At 31.3% G+C, this 18,093-nt stretch carries 14 protein-coding genes; 3 read left to right on the plus strand and 11 right to left on the minus strand.

All coding sequences use genetic code 11. From position 1 onward, the window contains the following. Window positions 1-97: 97 nt before the first annotated feature. From bcp to G8C41_RS08380, 10 genes are all read right to left on the minus strand, one after another. On the minus strand, window positions 98-556 hold the full coding sequence (bcp, locus tag G8C41_RS08335) for a thioredoxin-dependent thiol peroxidase (protein WP_166007217.1): 459 nt from the start codon (window positions 554-556) through the stop codon (window positions 98-100). Window positions 557-769: 213 nt separating this feature from the next. Next, window positions 770-1,693 (minus strand): GYDIA family GHMP kinase, encoded by a 924-nt coding sequence (locus G8C41_RS08340; protein ID WP_166007219.1) that lies wholly within the window; start codon window positions 1,691-1,693, stop codon window positions 770-772. 20 nt (window positions 1,694-1,713) lie between these two features. After that, window positions 1,714-2,124, minus strand: coding sequence for an acyl-CoA thioesterase (locus G8C41_RS08345; RefSeq protein WP_105296340.1), 411 nt, complete (start codon window positions 2,122-2,124; stop codon window positions 1,714-1,716). Window positions 2,125-2,213: 89 nt separating this feature from the next. Next, complete coding sequence (locus G8C41_RS08350) at window positions 2,214-4,169, minus strand: putative porin (RefSeq protein ID WP_166007221.1); 1,956 nt, start codon at window positions 4,167-4,169, stop codon at window positions 2,214-2,216. A 208-nt stretch (window positions 4,170-4,377) separates the two neighbouring features. Then, window positions 4,378-5,793 carry a RagB/SusD family nutrient uptake outer membrane protein gene (locus G8C41_RS08355; protein WP_166007223.1) on the minus strand — a complete coding sequence of 472 codons (1,416 nt, stop codon included), beginning with the start codon at window positions 5,791-5,793 and terminating at the stop codon, window positions 4,378-4,380. A gap of 17 nt (window positions 5,794-5,810) precedes the next feature. Continuing rightward, window positions 5,811-8,882 (minus strand): SusC/RagA family TonB-linked outer membrane protein, encoded by a 3,072-nt coding sequence (locus G8C41_RS08360; RefSeq protein ID WP_166007225.1) that lies wholly within the window; start codon window positions 8,880-8,882, stop codon window positions 5,811-5,813. 250 nt (window positions 8,883-9,132) lie between these two features. Then, entirely contained in the window at window positions 9,133-11,979 is a 2,847-nt protein-coding gene (gene infB / locus G8C41_RS08365) for a translation initiation factor IF-2 (RefSeq protein ID WP_166007227.1), read from the minus strand. A 63-nt stretch (window positions 11,980-12,042) separates the two neighbouring features. Continuing rightward, the gene (nusA, locus tag G8C41_RS08370) at window positions 12,043-13,278 is read right to left on the minus strand and encodes a transcription termination factor NusA (protein ID WP_166007229.1); all 1,236 of its coding nucleotides are present in this window, start codon (window positions 13,276-13,278) and stop codon (window positions 12,043-12,045) included. Between the two features lie 19 nt (window positions 13,279-13,297). Then, window positions 13,298-13,765, minus strand: coding sequence for a ribosome assembly cofactor RimP (rimP, locus tag G8C41_RS08375; RefSeq protein WP_160542514.1), 468 nt, complete (start codon window positions 13,763-13,765; stop codon window positions 13,298-13,300). A 207-nt stretch (window positions 13,766-13,972) separates the two neighbouring features. Then, window positions 13,973-15,082, minus strand: a complete 1,110-nt coding sequence (locus G8C41_RS08380) for a PorV/PorQ family protein (RefSeq protein WP_185152297.1) — start codon at window positions 15,080-15,082, stop codon at window positions 13,973-13,975. A gap of 155 nt (window positions 15,083-15,237) precedes the next feature. On the opposite strand from G8C41_RS08380, the gene G8C41_RS08385 reads away from it, so the two are divergent. From G8C41_RS08385 to G8C41_RS08395, 3 genes are read left to right on the plus strand one after another with little or no spacing between them, the layout of a single operon-like run. Beyond that, on the plus strand, window positions 15,238-15,984 hold the full coding sequence (locus G8C41_RS08385; RefSeq protein ID WP_160542515.1) for a CDP-alcohol phosphatidyltransferase family protein: 747 nt from the start codon (window positions 15,238-15,240) through the stop codon (window positions 15,982-15,984). Then, window positions 15,965-16,729, plus strand: coding sequence for a 3'-5' exonuclease (locus tag G8C41_RS08390; RefSeq protein WP_160542516.1), 765 nt, complete (start codon window positions 15,965-15,967; stop codon window positions 16,727-16,729). Before G8C41_RS08385 ends, G8C41_RS08390 begins: the two co-directional genes overlap by 20 nt. Then, a complete protein-coding gene (locus G8C41_RS08395) occupies window positions 16,726-17,334 on the plus strand; it encodes a fumarylacetoacetate hydrolase family protein (RefSeq protein ID WP_166007233.1) in 609 nt (202 codons plus the stop codon). Before G8C41_RS08390 ends, G8C41_RS08395 begins: the two co-directional genes overlap by 4 nt. Window positions 17,335-17,339: 5 nt before the next feature. Here G8C41_RS08395 and G8C41_RS08400 read toward each other — a convergent pair whose 3' ends face one another. Continuing rightward, a complete protein-coding gene (locus G8C41_RS08400; RefSeq protein WP_160542518.1) occupies window positions 17,340-18,035 on the minus strand; it encodes a DUF421 domain-containing protein in 696 nt (231 codons plus the stop codon). Window positions 18,036-18,093 lie beyond the last annotated feature (58 nt).

An 18,093-nucleotide genomic window follows, 5' to 3' on the forward strand; every position in this document is an offset into this window, starting at 1 on the left:
TTTGTTTTACTTTTTATATATATTTAATTTTTCAATTGTTTTTAATCCTTTAAAATATTCGTCGTTTACGAAATATCTAAGTTAACTAATGTTTATCTTAAAGATTCATAGTTTTAAGGATTTGTTCTGCATGATTCTTTGTTTTTACTTTGGTAATAATATTTTTAATTATTCCATTTTCATCAACTATATAGGTATATCGTAAGATGCCTTCATATTCTTTTCCCATAAATTTTTTCTTACCCCATGCTCCAAATGATTCTATTATTTTTTTATCAACGTCTGCTATAAGCGGAAAAGGAAATGAATATTTATCATGAAATGATTTTTGTTTATCTACTGAATCTTTACTTATTCCTATGATTTGATAGCCTTCTTTTTGAAGAGTTGCATAATTATCTCTAAGATTACATCCTTCAGCTGAACAACCCGGAGTATTTGCTTTGGGATAAAAATATATGATAAGTTTTTTTCCTTTAAAATCTGAATATTTAATTATTTTTCCTTCTTGGTCAAGTCCTTCAAAATCAGGAATCTTATCCCCTATTTTTAACATCGTTTTGGGTTTAAACTTTTGGTTATGTAAAGATATTCATAAAAAATATAAGTATCAATTTTTTCAAAACTCTAAATTATATATCCTTACCAACTACCAACCTAAGCAATTATATATCAAACCATTAAGCATCCAAATAATTCTCAGCTATAAATTTTCCATTTCTTTCAATTAAGTGTAAGTAAATATCATGAAATACTGAAATTTTAAATGCTATAGTATAAGATCCTTGTAATTTTTGATTACTTCATATCCTTTGTTTTTGAAATAGGTTTCCGAACATTCTAATTTTTCAGCCATAATAAAATCTCCTCCCCAAGCTCCCAGACTCTTAACAAACCCCGGATAATCACTGAATAAAACTTTTTTTACTGTATCTATATTGATAAACTCTGAAATCAATTGTTCATGTTCTGAAATAAGAATCCTAAATTGATTAAAGGTAATTTTTGGGTCAATAATTTCTCGGGTTATATTTGAAATGGCATCTATGAGATGTTCCGACTTCGTTTTTTGTTTATAATGCTGTATTCCTTCTCTTGAATTTTGTTTTTGATTCAAATAAATAAATAAAAGATTTTCCGTTATTGCGGAAGATATTTCTACCTTTTCAATTTTCTTTACTTCATTTTCTTTTAGTTGATAGGTAATAGGCGTATGGGCTTCGGCACAGGCTATATCATAACCGCTTCCTCCAAAAGTTTTTTCTAATAATTTATAGGGATTTACTTTTGTCCATTGTGCTACATTATTGATTAAGGTTGAACTGGTTCCCAAGCCCCAATTTTCGGGAAAGTCCAACCGAGTTATACATTCGTATCCAACTTTATTTTCAAATTTCGTGCTTCCTAATTTTTGTACTTCTTGGAAAATATGGAGTAATTGTTTTGAAAAATTTAAATTCGTCGTTTCATCGATTTTATTGCTGTTAATATCTAAAACGGTTTTAAACCATAATTTTCCATCACTTTTATAGGCAGTCCATACCAATTTATTAGAAAATTCTTGAGTTTGGTGTATTTGAAGAGATTGTCCTAATCGAGTGGGTACGGCTAAACTTACGGCACCATCCAGTACCGTATATTCTCCGGTTAAAAGTAATTTACCGTTACTTTTAAATTTTTGTAAAATACTCAAATTATGAGAGTTTATTCTGTTTATTTTTGAAGGTATTTAGCAAATGATTCATCTAATAGCGCCGGCATACTTACACGTCCATTGACTACACTTACTACTTCTGCTTTTGCTTCAGAACATACTTTGTTGTCGGACTTGCGTATAATTTTTTGATTAAATATATAACGGATTCCTTCTTTTTCCAATGAATCTATGGTACATAAAAATTTTTCTCCTCCTTTTAGTGAACTCATATAGCGTACATGAATGCTTATTAATACTAAATCGATTCCTTTTTGGTGTAAATCATAGAAATCTAGCCCATTATGTTCTAGAAATTCATGACGGCCTACTTCATAATAGTGTTGATAATTTGCATTGTTCACGATGCCTTGTGCATCACATTCATAATCTCGTACTTTTAAATCGATTTCAAAAAGAGGAGTATTCATAATTTAATTTTTTATACGTAATAGTAAACTCTAATTTATGAAAAATTTCGCTTATAAAAAAGGAATTGTAAGATTTTTATTCATGGTTTTTAGGTGAATATATACCAGAGTATTCCTATATTTAAACGAAAATCTGTATATGGATTGAGTGGTGAACTGTAGAATTTGTAACCACTAAAACTGGAGTTGAAATGTTGCCCTTCCAGTATAATCAACATTCTTTTGACTTTAAAATGCAGAAATAAATCTAATACGGGATATTCTCCGATATTATAATTTTCTGTTTTTGATTGTAATCTAAACTCGTTGGTTACCGGTAAAAAGAGTCTGGATTGGAATTTATTAAAGTAATAAGCATTTAATCCTAATTGGAATTCTGCATTATTTTTAAATGCTTTTGATTGGTAATAAATGGTAGCTCTACCAATGAAATCCGGCAAGGGTAAGAGTTGTTTATTACTGGTAACATTTTGATATGCTAAATTAGTTTCCAAATGGAATTTTTTATATTGAAAACTGTTTTTCAAACCTACTTGTACTATATCAACCGAAGAACCGGCTTGTTTAGGAAGATAATCACTATCTAAATAGGTATAATTTTTTATATTATAAAATTGTGTAAAAACTCTTGTATTATAAGGTTTTGTATGTAATTCTCCTCCCGCTTGAACTGTTCTTTCTTTTTTAGGGTCATCCATAAAATAATTCATGGATTTATAAAAACTTTGATTATACAGCAAGTTTAATGACGGTATCTGAGATTTAACTCCTACATTAGCTTCTAAATAATAATCTTTTAAAGGACTGACTATTAAATGATTGTCTAAGTAATACGAATTTTTAAATTCATCTCCCGTCATTGCCTCTCCTTGTGATTTTAAAACAATTTCTTTCTTCCAGTTAAATGCAAGCTTTCCGGCTATTCCCACTCGATTGTCTTTGAGATTTTTGGGAAAGGAAATACTTGGATCAACTATTCGGTCAAAATTAAATTCTAAATGTTCATATTTAAGTCCTGTTTCCAAATGTAATTTATCGCTCCAATCAAAAACTGCCATGGATTGATTGGTAATCTTTCTAAGTTTTTTTGTATTGTAATGACTTTTCAAATTGTCTACATCAAAAATACCTTGTTTATCTGAAAAATAGGTATTTAGATTTTTAAATTCTTCATAGGTAAAGTGGGAAGATTCTGCCGAAAAAATATTTTTTATAGATAACGGATAGGTGTTATGTCCCGAATTAAGAATTCCTAATTGTTGACCGACATAAAATCTTCTTCTTCCATATTTTGATTGCGCTCCTGTAAGGTTTACTTCCATTCGGTCCCGATCTTTAAATCGGCTGTCTCCATCTTCGAAATTTTTTGGAAATTGAATTCCTCCGTTTTCTTCATCGTCTACATTAGCTGTTATATAGTGAGTCCACAAATTATATTTTTGATTTTTGGTATGATAAGCAAGTGTGAATAAAAGTGAATTATTGGAAGCTAATTGTTCTAAATATTTTCCTTCTGAACGTAATCCTCTGTATTGTATGGAATAATTTAGTCTTGAATTGATATTATGTGTAAATAAACTTGATAATGAATGGCCTTGTTTATATCCATTGTTGTATTGGAATTCGGTCATCGGGGTCTGAACATCAAAATATCTTACTTCATCTGCTTCTATTAGGTTAAAAGATTTTCCCGTAGGAATTAAATCTATTCCCGAGTTAATTTTAGTTGAAAATAATAAAGGATTAAAAGTATGTCCAATATTGGAAAACGGCATGGCGCCAAAACTATCTTTGTGATTGTACATTTTATTGCTATAGTATTTATCTATAGTTAAAACGGTATCAAAGATTTTTTTCGCATGGTCTTCCGTCCAATATTTATAGGATTGTATGGTTGGGTTATAAATTTTAATTGAATCAGAAGAGATAGTTTTACTGTTTGTTACAGGCATTTCGTTTGTTTTCCCTTCTGAAACCTGAGCAAAAGAAAATATTGAAACTATGCTTGAAAATAAACAGATAAAAAATATTCTAATTCTACTCATGTATGTAAACAATATGCAAATATAAAAATAAAAAAACGGCAAAAAAACCGACTGTTTATTCTATATGTTATATTATTCTTAATATCTGTTAAAATAATGCCGAATATCATTATTTACGTTCTGTATTTAAAATTATTTTAGTGTTTAATAAAAAGCTATTTATAAAAAAACCACCTTAAATAAGGTGGTTTTTTGTGTATATAATCTATTAATACCCTTTATTTTGTTGATCTTTGTTCATTCCTGCATTATTATCAATTTCGGATTGCGGTATCGGAAAAGCTAATCTGAAGTCTCCAACAGGGAAAGTAATATCTTGTTCTCCTGTTAAGTCTATTCTTGTTAAGGTTTTATTCCATCTTAACAAATCCCAAACCCTGAATCCTTCTCCTACTAATTCTTTTCTTCTCTCTTCTTTTACATCATCCATGGTTATTGTTGTTAATGGAGTAATTCCTCTTTGGGCTCTAATGCCGTTTACTAATTCTAAGGCTTCAGCAGTAGAACCTCCTCCTCCCATTAATATGGCTTCTGCCTGATTTAAGGCTATTTCTTCATATCTTACTAACTTTTGATTGGATTCTCCTGTTAATAACGGATATTTACCTTCAATATAGGTTGCATTTTTGGAAGAATTTTGACGCAACATTCCGGTTTTGTCTTTACTATCTTTTTTGATTTTAGCTCTGATATCTTCAGGGTCGTATGCTGCAACTAAACTTGGGTTTAATCGGGTATTGGCATATCCTTCTGATGAAAAAATATAACCTACACTTGAAGTACCAATAGCCCCTGCAACGCCATAAGCTAATTCAAATATTGAGTTAAGCCCTTCTATTCTCCAACTGGTTACATATAAACCTTTGTCAATAGGTGCATATTGAGCCGTAACTTCACCGGCATATTTATATACATTAGTATAGTCTTCTTTGTATAAATAGTATCTCGACATTAATCCGGCTATCGCTCCTTTAGTTAATTTTTGTTTAACATCAATGTTATATACTGATTTTTCATAGGCTTGTTGAAAATCAGATTCGATTTGAGCATAACATTCATCTAAGGTTGCTCTTGATACAGCGAATGTTGCCGGATTGGTTGTATTGTCTAAAATTAAGGGAACACCTAAATTTTTATCTTGTGTATATTTTTGTCCAAACAATTTTATGAGATCGAAATATGCCCAAGCTCGGATTGCATAGGCTTGTGATTTAATTTCGTCAATTTTTTCTTCCGAAGTTCCATCTGTTATAGTTGCGTTTATGACAATATTTGCATTGGATATTACTCGATAGATTCTTTTCCATGTTTCACTTGCATAACTGTCGGTTGCATTCATGGTAAATTGAGAAACTGTCTGATATCTTCCGGAAGAACCTGTTGAGAACATTTCATCACTTCCTCTAACTTCTCCGAAAACTACATAATTACATCCGTAATAATATTGGGATCTCATTAAGGCATAAGTTCCGTTCATAAATGTTTCCAGCTGACCCAAAGTAGTAATGGGCGTTTCATCTATTACATCGGTTTGTTGCAATTGTGGGTCTGTAAAATCATCTGAGCATGATACGGTTGAAATTAATGATGATAAAACAGTTGCTAATAATATAATCTTTTTCATGGTTATCTTCTTAATTTTTAAAATCCAACATTAACTCCAACAGTAAATGTTTTTAATATAGGTTGTTCAAAGTTACTTCCTCCTCCATTGACATTTTGTTCAGGTTCTATTTTCAGATGCCTTACTTTACTGTCAAAACAATAGGTCCAAATATTGGTTCCTCGTAGATATATTTTAAGGTTAGTTAATCCTATATCATCCAATACTGATTTTGAAAAAGTATATCCGATGGTTAAGTCTCTTAATCTGATGAAATCGCCATCATATAAAAATCTGGTTGATGAATAGTTGGATTTTGAAGAATTGGTAAGTATTGGTTTTGGATTTGAAGCATGAGGATTATCCGGCGTCCAGAAATCGCCTTGTTCTTCATATCCTCCATATATATGTATATATTGTCCGTCACTCGTAGTGTAATTTCTCCATCCATCATATATTTTATGTCCGAAATTACCACTGAAGGTTGCAGATAAAGATATTCTTTTATAAGATAGATCTGTTGAAATCCCTGCCATGTATTTTGGAAGTGTAGTTCCTTGAACGGCTCTTTCTGCTTTATTATAATCGGTAGTTACTTCTCCTCCTTTTCCATTTACATACCATTGTCCTTCTCCTGTAGTAGGGTTAACTCCCGCCCATTTCCTCATATACCAACTTTTTACGGCTTCTCCTTTTCTAACAATATTTACCCCTGTAATAGATTCACCTAACGGAAGATTTGTTACTTCATTTTTTACGTAAGTGAAATTACCGGATAGATACCAGTTGAACCCGTCAGGGGTATCTGATTTGATTATTGTTCCCCCTAAATCTAATTCAATCCCTTTGTTTACCATATCTCCGGCATTAACTAATACGGTAGAGAATCCTGTGGTTAATGATATACCTTTAGGGAATATTAAATCTTTTGTCTTTTTGTGAAAGTATGAAGCTGAAAAATTCAATCTGTGATTAAAAAATTCAGTTTCGAAACCTGCATCAAACTGTCTGATTTTTTCCCAAGTGAAATCTTTATATCCTAATTGATAGATATATCCTCCCGCAGCATCATTATAATTTAAATCATATCCATATTGTGCAAATGAATTTAAATCGTCATATAGTAATTGATTTCCTAATTCTCCATATGATGCTTTGATTTTTAACAAATCAATGGATGATCCGATTAAAAATCTTTCATTGGAAATATCATAAGCCGCTCCTACAGACCAGAATGTCCCCCATTTATTACCTGAACCAAAGTTATTTAATGCTTCTCTTCTTATCGTTCCATCCAGAAAATACTTTTTACTGTAATCGTAACTTACATTCGCTGCATATGCATTTCTAGTAGCGATATAGCCATTTCCGGTTGTTTCTTCATTTTTAACAAAATTATCTGTAGAATATAACCCCAGTCTTCCTAATGTAGTATTTGAAGTGCTTAAGTATTTATAGTCTTTTTTATAAGCTTCTTGTATAATTCGTGTATCAAAGTGATGGTTTTCTCCTACTGTGAAAAAGTAATTTAAAATATTCTGAACATTCCAGTTAAAATATCGCACTCTTTCATTAATCATTCTTCCGTTTGTATTTGCTCCGTCTCCATGAATTGGATTATCATATTTATCTCTTTCCATGTTTATATACTCCGGTGCAAAATTTATTACATATCTTAAATTATTAATAATCTTGTACTCACCTTGTATATTAGCAAAAACTCTGGCTGTTTTAGTGGTTATGTAGTTATTTTCCAATAAATACGCGGCATTAAACATACCGTTAAACATTCTTCCGCCTTCTCCTAAATTGTAACTTCCATCCGGATTTTTAGCAGGGTCAGTTGGCAGCATAAAGTATTTAGTTAATAATGGATTTGAAAAATATCCTCCGTTTAAAACACTATTTTGTTTGGTATAAGCCGCATTGATATCTGTACGGATGGTTAATTGATCTGTAGCTTTATAATCAGTTGCTAATCTCCCACTTACTCTATCAAAGTCTGTACTTCTTACAGTACCTTCTTGTGAGAAATAATTAAGAGACGAAGCATATTTTAATTTATCTGAACCTCCGGTTACTCCAATATTTAGACTGTTTTGAGAGGTATAATCTCTTTCCACAAGTTTAGTCCAATCAGGAACCTCAGTTTTACCATCCCATAACGGCAAAGTGGTTTCTTTTGGAGCCAATTCATTGTTTATATAATCGATGGCTTCTTGTTCTGTTAAATTTCTTTTATTTTTAACCGCTTCTGTTAAAACTCTGTTCCATGTTCCCGGAGTGATTGATTTTGGGCCTTTTACCGCTTTTTTTCCAAAACCTCTTTCCAAGTCAACTGAAAATTTAGCTTTCCCGTTTTTTCCTTTTTTGGTAGTTATCACAATAACCCCAGCTCCTGCATCAGCACCATACAAAGAGGTAGCTGCTGCATCTTTTAAGACCGTATAAGATTCTATATCATTGGGATTTATAGTTGCTAAAACATTCGTTGAAGGGTCTGTTTCGGATTTGTTACGGTTATTGGTTAAATTACCTGAAGAAATTCTTACCCCGTCAATGATGTAAATCGGATTGTTATTTCCGTTCACAGAGGTAACTCCTCTCAATCTTATTTGTGCAAGTCCACCCGGCTGACCTGTAGAGGAGTTTACTGATAAACCTGAAACTCTTCCTGCTAAGGCTTTATCAAATGATGCAATCGGGGCATTTGATATGTCAGATCCTTTTACCACAGATGCTGTTCCTACCACATCTTTAGCATCTCTTATTCTACCGAATCCTAAAACAACTACTTCTTCAATTTCCTTTTCGTCTTTTTTCTCGATTTTTTTAGAAAATTTAAATGCTAAATCATCTTTTGCTATTACTTCTTCAGATTCTTCTTCTAAATTCGTAATTACTAAAACATCCCCAACTTTTCCTGCTGATAATTCAAAATTACCGTCATCATCGGTTCTTGTAAAAGTATTCGTTCCCTTAATTTCGACCTTTGCTCCTATGGCAGGTTCACCATCAGCCTCTTGTACATTTCCTTTAATTTGCCCAAAAGCAAATTGACCGGATAAGCACAATCCTAGCACACTTAAAATTTTAAGTTCTTTCCTCATACAATAATATATACTTAGTTAAACAACAAAATTCTAACATTTTTTTAATATATCCAAAAATAATATTAAATTATCTTAAAATAATAGCTATTTGTTATAAATATAGTTAAATTATTACATATATATTAAATAATGAAAAAATTATACTTAATTCTTTGAAAGAACACTATAATATAAGATGGTTGGGAAATAAAAAAAGCTGTATGAAATTTTCATACAGCTTTTATATTAGTTAAATTTAATTTTAAATTTAAATCTTCAATTTTTTCTTAACTTCTACTTCTTCGTATACTTCCAATAAATCTCCTATCTGAATATCATTATAATTCTTAATATTCAATCCACATTCGTATCCTTTGCTTACTTCTTTTACATCATCTTTAAATCTTTTTAAGCTTTCAAGCTCACCGGTATATACTACTATGCCTTCTCTAATGATACGTATTTTAGAGTTTCTGTTAATAGTTCCATCTAAAACCATACATCCGGCAATAGTACCCACTTTGGAAATTTTAAAGGTTTCTCTGATTTCAACATTTCCAATAATTTGTTCTCTGATTTCAGGAGAAAGCATACCTTCCATAGCTTCTTTAACATCGTTAATTACGTCATAGATAATGGAATAGGTTCTAATTTCGATTTCTTCTCTTTCTGCTAATTCTCTGGCACTTTGGTTTGGACGAATGTTAAATCCAATTAATATGGCATCTGAAGCTGCCGCTAATAAGATATCAGACTCTGTAATCTGTCCAACTCCTTTATGGATGATATTGATTTGTATCTGATCATTAGATAATTTTTGTAAAGAATCTGTTAATGCTTCTACTGAACCATCTACATCTCCTTTCAGGATAATGTTTAATTCTTTAAAATCACCTAAGGCAATTCTTCTTCCAATTTCATCTAAGGTGATATGTTTTTGAGTTCTTATGGATTGTTCTCTGATTAATTGCTCTCGCTTGTTAGCAATTTGTTTTGCTTCTTTCTCATCCTCAAATACCCTAAATTTATCCCCTGCAGTTGGCGCTCCATCTAAACCTAAAACCGTAACGGGAACTGATGGACCGGCTTCTTTCATCGGTTTTCCTCTTTCATCCATCATGGCTCTTACTTTCCCGTGATTTTTTCCCGCCAAAATGTAGTCTCCAACACGTAAAGTCCCATTTTGTACTAATATGGTTGATACATAACCTCTTCCTTTATCTAAGGCTGCTTCAATAACCACTCCATTAGATAAACGGTTAGGATTGGCTTTTAAATCCAATATTTCAGCTTCTAATAATACTTTTTCAAGTAGAATATCAACATTGGTTCCAAACTTAGCGGAAATTTCTTGGGATTGAATATTACCTCCCCAATCTTCTACTAATAAGTTCATTTGCGATAATTCTTCCTTGATTTTATCAGGGTTGGAATTAGGCTTATCAATTTTATTAATTGCAAATATCATAGGAACTCCCGCTGCTTGAGCGTGACTGATCGCTTCTTTGGTTTGAGGCATCACATTATCATCTGCTGCAACTACGATAATTGCTAAATCGGTTACTTGAGCACCCCTTGCACGCATGGCGGTAAAGGCTTCGTGTCCGGGTGTATCTAAAAATGTGATTTTTTGCCCATTGGAAAGCTTAACATTATAAGCCCCTATATGTTGTGTAATCCCTCCGGATTCACCGGCAATTACATTGGTATTTCTTATATAATCCAGCAAAGAAGTTTTTCCGTGGTCCACATGTCCCATCACTGTAACGATTGGAGCTCTTGTAACCAAATCTTCTTCTTTATCTTGTTCTTCTTCAATAGCAGAATCATCTACTTCAGAATCGGTAAATTCAATTTTATAACCAAACTCATCGGCTACCAATACCATGGTATCAGCATCTAACCGTTGATTCATGGTTACCATAACACCTAAAGAAAAACATGCAGAAATAATTTCAGTTGCTGCAACATTCATTAGACTCGCCAACTCGTTAACAGTGATAAACTCAGTTACTTTTAGGGTGTTATCTTTTCTTTCTTGTTCGTGTAATTCAGCTTCTTGCTCTCTTCTTTGAATTCTTTTATCTCTTCTGAATTTTGAACTTTTAGATTTTCCTCCTTTGGAGGTTAATTTTTCTAAGGTTTCTTTTATTTGATTTTTTACTTGTTCATCCGTTAATTCTGCAGGACGAACATTTCTGTTTCCTCCGCCTGAATTTGGACGTCTGTTTCCTCCGCCTTTTTTAAAGTTTTTATTTTGTCCTTGACCTGATCCGCCTTTTTTATCTCCGTTGTTGTTTATTGATTTAGCAACCGCATTTACATCAACTTTAGAGTCTTTAACAATTCTTTTTCTTTTCTTTTTCTCAGAATTTGAATTTTCTTTATTGACTTTTTTAGGTTTTTGAAATTGTGTTAAATCAATCTTTTGACCTGTAATTTTAGGTCCGTCCAACTTTTGGTATTGGGTTTCTAACTTTTCAGGTTCGTCGTCTTGTGATTTTTTTTCATTCTCTTCAACTACCGGTGGAGAAGAAACGACCTGTGGTTTTTCTGATTTTTTTTCTTCTTTAATTTCCTGTTTCGGCTGCTCTTCTGCATTTTTCTCTTTCTGTTTTTTAACCGGATGTGTAGGTTCCTTAGCTCTTTGCAGGTCTTCAGGAGATATTTTTCCAACTATTTTAATACCCGATTTTTTTTCTTCTACAGGTTTAGCTTCTTTTTGCTCAACATTTTGAGAGGAAGTTACTTTTTCTTCTTCTTTTTCTTTCTCTTTTCTAAAATCTTTTTTAGTCTTTCTATGAGCATCTAGGTCTATTTTACCTATTGTTTTAGGTGCAGCTATTTCATCGGCTTTAACCTTAAATATTTCCGGTTGCTCCACCTTCTCTTCCTTTCTTCTTTCCGGAATTTTGTTTATGACCACATCTAAAGACGCATCTTTTTTCATTTTATCTTCTGAGAATTCAGTAACTAAGAGCTGATACGCTTTTTGATCTAACTTTACGTTAGGGTTTTTCTCAATCCCGACATTTTGAGAATGTAAATATTCTACTGCTCTGTCAAGAGAGATATTAAGGTCTTTTAATACTTTACTTAATCGAATACCCGACATATTATACTTTGTTGTTATTCTATTTTTTTTACAAATATGATAATTTATTGAAAGAAATTTACATTATTCTTCAAATTCTTCTTTTAAAATACGGATCACATCTATAATGGTTTCTTCTTCTAAATCCGTAAGTTCTAATAAATCATTTACATCTTTTTCTAATACAGATCGTGCTGTATCTAATCCTACTTTTTTCAATTCTTCAATAATCCAGCTTTCTATTTCATCGGAAAATTCTGTCAATTCAATATCTTCTTCTTCCGGCTCATCTCTTCGTACATCAATCTCATATCCTGTTAACCAACTAGCCAATTTAATATTTTGTCCACCTTTACCTATCGCTTTAGACACTTCTTCCGGTCTTAAGAAAACTACTGCATGTTTGTTTTCTTCGTCTAATTCCATGGAAGATACTTTTGCGGGACTTAAAGCTCTTTGGATAAATAATTGCTGATTGTTGGTATAACTGATTACATCTATATTTTCATTTCTCAATTCTCTTACAATTGAATGGATTCTAGATCCTTTCATACCGACACATGCTCCTACCGGATCTATTCTGTCATCATAGGATTCTACTGCTACTTTGGCTTTTTCTCCCGGTATACGAACTGTTTTCTTAATGGTTATTAATCCATCATATATTTCAGGAATCTCAAATTCAAACAGTTTTTCCAAAAATTTAGGTGAAGTTCTTGAAAGGATAATTAATGGTTTTCCTCCTTTAAAGCCTACTTCTTCTACCACGGCTTTTACGGTTTCTCCTTTTCTGAAGAAATCGGATGGTATTTGATTTTCTTTGGGAAGTATCATGTCATTTTGATCTTCATCCATTAAGATAACCTGCTTATGACGAATATAATGGACTTCACCGCTTACAATTTCTCCTTCTATTGATTTGAATTTTTCATATAAATTAGAGTTATCGTATTCGGCTATTTTTGTGTTCAATACTTGTTTGAATGCAAGAATATTTCTTCTTCCTAATTCGTTTAATTCAATCTTTTGGGTATATTCTTCTCCTACTTCAAAACTTGGATCAATTTTTCTAACTTCACTGATTTCTATTTCTAACAAATCATCTTCAGACATTTCATCTTCAACGATTTTTCTATTTAAATATATCTCCAAGTCCCCTTTATCCGGGTTAACAATAACATCAAAATGATCATCTGAACCATATCTCTTTCTTAAAACGGTTTTCATTGATTCTTCAACGATTGCCATTAAAGTAATTCTATCTATATTTTTCTCGTCTTTAAAATCTGCAAATGATTCTATTAACTCTATACTATCCATCGGTCCGTTCTAATTTAAATTAAAATTTTATATTAATTGTTGCTCTTTTTATATTGCTGTAAAATATTTCTTCTTTGACTTCTATAGTTACTTTTCCTTTACCTACTTCTTTAGCCCTTCTTTCCTTCCATGTAAGAACTACTTTTTCTTCGTCTGCATCAACTATAGTTCCATTTAGCTCTCTATTTTCTATAGTAATAATCTGTAGATCCCTTCCCTTATTTTTCACATACTGTCTTGGATATAATAAAGGATTGGTTATACCGTAAGAATAGACTGACAATTCAAAATCTTCTTCTTCTCTGTCTAAGTTATTTTCAATTGCTCTACTGCAATCTAAACAATCTTGCACAGAAACTCCTTCGTCTCCGTCTATGGTAACTTCTATTTTATTAGTTTGAGAAACTTTACAAGATATTAAAAACAAATCTGCTCTAGTTTGAAGAAATTCTTCTAATAATACATTTACTTTCTCTTCCAATGCCATAATAACACCCTCTAATAAACAACTAAATCTTAACAATAATTTACTATACTATTTTTTCTAAGAATAAAGTACAAAAAAAAGCCCTTGTAGATAGGCTTTTAATAATCTTTTAAATCCCAAAAACTTTACAAATGTAATACTTATTTTCTAAATAATAAAATTATACTCTCTATGTATAAGATAATTACAGTTTTATATTTTATAAGATTATTTAATAAACTCAGCCATATCGATTTTAACTGAAAATATATTAGAATATAATGCGACTGAAGAATTTCCGATATTAGTTAGTGCATAATCTACCGTTACTCCTTTATAACGAAACCCTATACCTGCATTGGGCTGAATTGTTAATTTTCTTGAATCGTCAAAACGGGTTTCATATTGCATATTATTTAAACCCGCTCGTACAAAAACCACATGATCATAATCTAATTCTATCCCTAAAGATGGGGACATACTTAACGCTTCTGATGAAAGCCAATCATTATTTTTATCAAATTCAAAATTTAAATCTAACTCAGCCAACAGCCCGAATTTATCATTTAAATCGAATTTTTTGGCTGCGCCTAATTTTAATTTAGGCATGGTTAACTCTATTTTATCTTTAGGCGCTTCATTAAGTGTTTCTCCGTCTAATTCTAATTTATTTAATTTTTTTTCATTTACGGACCAAGCATTAAAAGTGGTTGTTATATCTCTAGCCATAATTCCAAAATAAAATTGGTCTTGGGTTCGATATTGTAATCCCGCGTCTAATCCAAAACCGAATGCATTGGCAAATTTACCGATATGCCTATATACTATTTTTGCATTTGCTCCTATTGAAAGATTAGGGTCATTGAATAAATTACCGGCATAGGAGGCCATAAAAGCATAATCTGCCGTTGAAAATCGACTTATTTTATTGTAATCTATATTCCCTTGATTATCGATCAATTGAGTAGTATTCATAATATCATCAACCGCAAATCGGTAGAGTGAAAAACCAAACGTTCCTTCCGTTCCACTGTTTAAAGGAATTGCTGCCGCAGCATATTCATATTTGGCGATGGATTGAAAATATTCTGCATGCATCAAAGCTCCTTGCCAAGCATCTCTGACTTCCGTCAACCCTGCCGGATTCCAATATCCTGCATTTACATCCGATACACTAGCTATCACTGAATTTCCCATCCCAAATGCACGAGCATCTGCTCCTATATTTAGAAATTCATTTGAATACTTTCTAAATGCTTGCGCATGAAGATTTATATTAAAATGAACAGCCCAAATGATGAAGCTTAAAGTAATTTTTTTTAAAATTTTCCCTTTCAACAAATAGTATTTTTTTGTATAAACAAACTATCGTATAAACGTTGAAAACCGTTATTTATTACTTGCGCTGCCTCGGATTTTTAAAAATAATTATTACTTTTATAACTTAATTTGCTTTGTATTTAACAATACATTATTCATAAATACCTGAGAAAATGAAATATCTTCCTAATACACTAACTCTTGCTAATTTACTTTGTGGTAGCATTGCGTGTATTTTAACTATAATAAAAGCTCCCATTGAATATATTTTAATCCTGCTTTTATGTTCTTTGATTTTTGATTTTTTCGATGGTTTTGCCGCCCGTCTTGCAAAGGTTTCCGGACCTTTTGGTAAGGAACTTGATAGTTTGGCAGATATTGTAACGTTTGGCGTATTGCCCGGCTTATTTATGTTTACCATGTTGGGAGGAGATGATTTTTATTCTCGTATAAGTACGTTTTCAAACGGATTTATACATAATAAATACATCGTTTTATTTCCATTTTTTGGATTGTTGATTACTTTATTTTCCGCTCTGCGTCTTGCTAAATTTAATTTAGATGAGGAACAAAGTTATTATTTTAAAGGATTGCCTACTCCTGCAAATACTATCTTGATATTTTCATTATACTATTTACATCAAAATCATACGTATTTATTATTGGATAATTCTTGGTTTCTATTATTCATTACTGCCTTATCAAGTTATTTACTGGTTGCCAATATTCCCTTATTGGCTTTTAAATTTAAAAACTTAACCTGGAAAGATAATTCTCTTGTATACTCTTTCCTTATAATTTGCATAGTATTATTAATTTTCCTTAAAATATCAGCTATACCAATACTTATATTAATTTACTTAATTTTATCAATTATATTTCGAAAAAAAATTATTTCAAATGGAACTAAAACTACATAAATCAATCTGCTTTTTCGATCTTGAAACTACCGGAATAAATATCAGCAAAGACCGGATAGTTGAAATTAGTATATTTAAAGTAAACCCTGACCAATCAAAAGAGAGTAAAACTTGGAGAGTTAATCCTGAAATTCCAATTCCAAAAGAATCGTCTTTAATTCATGGAATTTATGATAAAGATATTGTCGATGCTCCTACTTTTAAAGAAATTGCTCCTCAGGTTCTCGAAATGATTAAAGATTCTGATCTTTCAGGATATAATTCCAACCGATTCGATATCCCATTACTTGCGGAAGAACTTTTGCGAAACGGGTTTGAATTTGACATAAAAAAACACCGCCCGATTGATGTTCAAGTAATCTTTCATAAAATGGAGCCCAGGAATCTTTCCGCAGCTTATAAATTTTATTGCGATAAGAATTTAGAAAATGCTCATTCTGCTTCTGCAGATACTTATGCTACGTATGAAATATTAAAGGCTCAACTTGAAAAATATGAGGATATTCAAAACGATGTGAAATTCCTTCATGAGTTTACCATGCAAAATAAAAATGCTGATTTGGCAGGATTTGTTGGAATAGATAAGGATGAAGACGAGGTTTTCAATTTTGGAAAATATAAAGGTAAAAAATTGAAAAATGTGTTTTTAAGTGATTTAGGATATTATTCCTGGTTAATGAATGCTGATTTTCCTTTATATTCGAAAAAAATTTTTACAAGAGCAAAATTAAAAAGTGTTTTATGAAATTTATCTGTGTAGGAAGAAATTATAGCAATCACGCGAAAGAATTAAACAATGAAATACCTAAAGATCCGGTTTTATTTATTAAACCGGATACCGCTTTAGCCAGACCCGGTGATGATTGGTATATTCCAGAATTCACTGAAAACCTTCAGCATGAAGTAGAGGTTCTTATAAAAATTTCTAAAGTTGGGAAATACATTCAACCGGAATTTGCCGGAAATTATTACTCTGAAATTGGACTTGGCATTGATTTTACTGCTAGAGATTTACAAGATCGATTAAAAGAAAAAGGGCTTCCCTGGGAAAAATCCAAGGCTTTCGATCGATCTGCTTTAATTGGAAATTTTGTAAGTAAAGAGAAGTTTAATTTAGATAATTTGAATTTTTCTTTAGTGAAAAACGGCAATATTCAGCAAAAAGGAAATACTTCAGAAATGATTTTTTCATTTGATTACCTCATCTCATATATTTCTCAATATTTCACTTTAAAAATGGGCGATATTATTTTTACCGGAACGCCATCGGGAGTTTCAAAGCTTAATGAAAATGATTTTTTGGAAGGTTTTATTGAAAATGAGAAGTTTTTTGAGATTAAAATCAGGTAATAGTTTTAATCATTAACCTTCAATTTATAATCTTGACTTTTTGGTACAATAAAAAATTTATTCGGAGACCACTGTGCAATGAAAATTTTAGATACATCATCATATCCTTGTTTTCGTAATTCATTTTTTAGCCAATCTTCTGTTTTATCAATTCCTTCTAAATAGACATGGTTAATTTTGCCATCAATAACCAGTAAGACTGCGTATTTATCATAATCATCTGTAAATGCGGTAATGGAACCGTCTTGTTCCATTTGAGCAAAATATACTTTAGATATATCGTATATACCATTATTTTTTAGTACACTGGCATAAGTCATTATATCAATCTTTGCTTTTTTAAATCCTTCTATATTAAATTTTCCTTTTAATACTAAAGGTATAATAGGACCTTCTACTAACCCTCTTAAACGACTATATTTTTTTGTGAGAAATGCTATTAAATATACAATGAATGTCCAAATAAACAACACTAAGGCAAATTCCATAATAGAAATATTCGGATTATATATAATTCCACCTACCAAGCCCCCTAAGACTATATTCTGAATTAGATCAATTCCGGAAACTTGGTTTAAAATGGTTCTTCCTACTAATTTAATGTAAATTAAAACGGCGATAAATGCTACTACTAATTTTATCGATATAAATATGTTATCATATATATTGAAGCTTCCGAAAACTGCATTTTTTAAATCCATGATATTCTATATTTGTAATTTAGTGTTATATACAAAAATATAAATTAATTTAATACAT

Source organism: Apibacter sp. B3706, from assembly GCF_011082725.1.
In the GTDB taxonomy this organism is placed as follows: Bacteria; Bacteroidota; Bacteroidia; order Flavobacteriales; family Weeksellaceae; genus Apibacter.

Bases quoted from the DNA above. Each gene is read 5' to 3' on its own strand.
- bcp (WP_166007217.1), bottom strand. From the start codon at position 556: ATGTTAAAAATAGGGGATAAGATTCCTGATTTTGAAGGACTTGACCAA.
- G8C41_RS08345 (WP_105296340.1), bottom strand. From the start codon at position 2,124: ATGAATACTCCTCTTTTTGAAATCGATTTAAAAGTACGAGATTATGAA.
- G8C41_RS08350 (WP_166007221.1), bottom strand. From the start codon at position 4,169: ATGAGTAGAATTAGAATATTTTTTATCTGTTTATTTTCAAGCATAGTT.
- G8C41_RS08355 (WP_166007223.1), bottom strand. From the start codon at position 5,793: ATGAAAAAGATTATATTATTAGCAACTGTTTTATCATCATTAATTTCA.
- G8C41_RS08360 (WP_166007225.1), bottom strand. From the start codon at position 8,882: ATGAGGAAAGAACTTAAAATTTTAAGTGTGCTAGGATTGTGCTTATCC.
- infB (WP_166007227.1), bottom strand. From the start codon at position 11,979: ATGTCGGGTATTCGATTAAGTAAAGTATTAAAAGACCTTAATATCTCT.
- nusA (WP_166007229.1), bottom strand. From the start codon at position 13,278: ATGGATAGTATAGAGTTAATAGAATCATTTGCAGATTTTAAAGACGAG.
- rimP (WP_160542514.1), bottom strand. From the start codon at position 13,765: ATGGCATTGGAAGAGAAAGTAAATGTATTATTAGAAGAATTTCTTCAA.
- G8C41_RS08385 (WP_160542515.1), top strand. From the start codon at position 15,238: ATGAAATATCTTCCTAATACACTAACTCTTGCTAATTTACTTTGTGGT.
- G8C41_RS08390 (WP_160542516.1), top strand. From the start codon at position 15,965: ATGGAACTAAAACTACATAAATCAATCTGCTTTTTCGATCTTGAAACT.
- G8C41_RS08395 (WP_166007233.1), top strand. From the start codon at position 16,726: ATGAAATTTATCTGTGTAGGAAGAAATTATAGCAATCACGCGAAAGAA.
- G8C41_RS08400 (WP_160542518.1), bottom strand. From the start codon at position 18,035: ATGGATTTAAAAAATGCAGTTTTCGGAAGCTTCAATATATATGATAAC.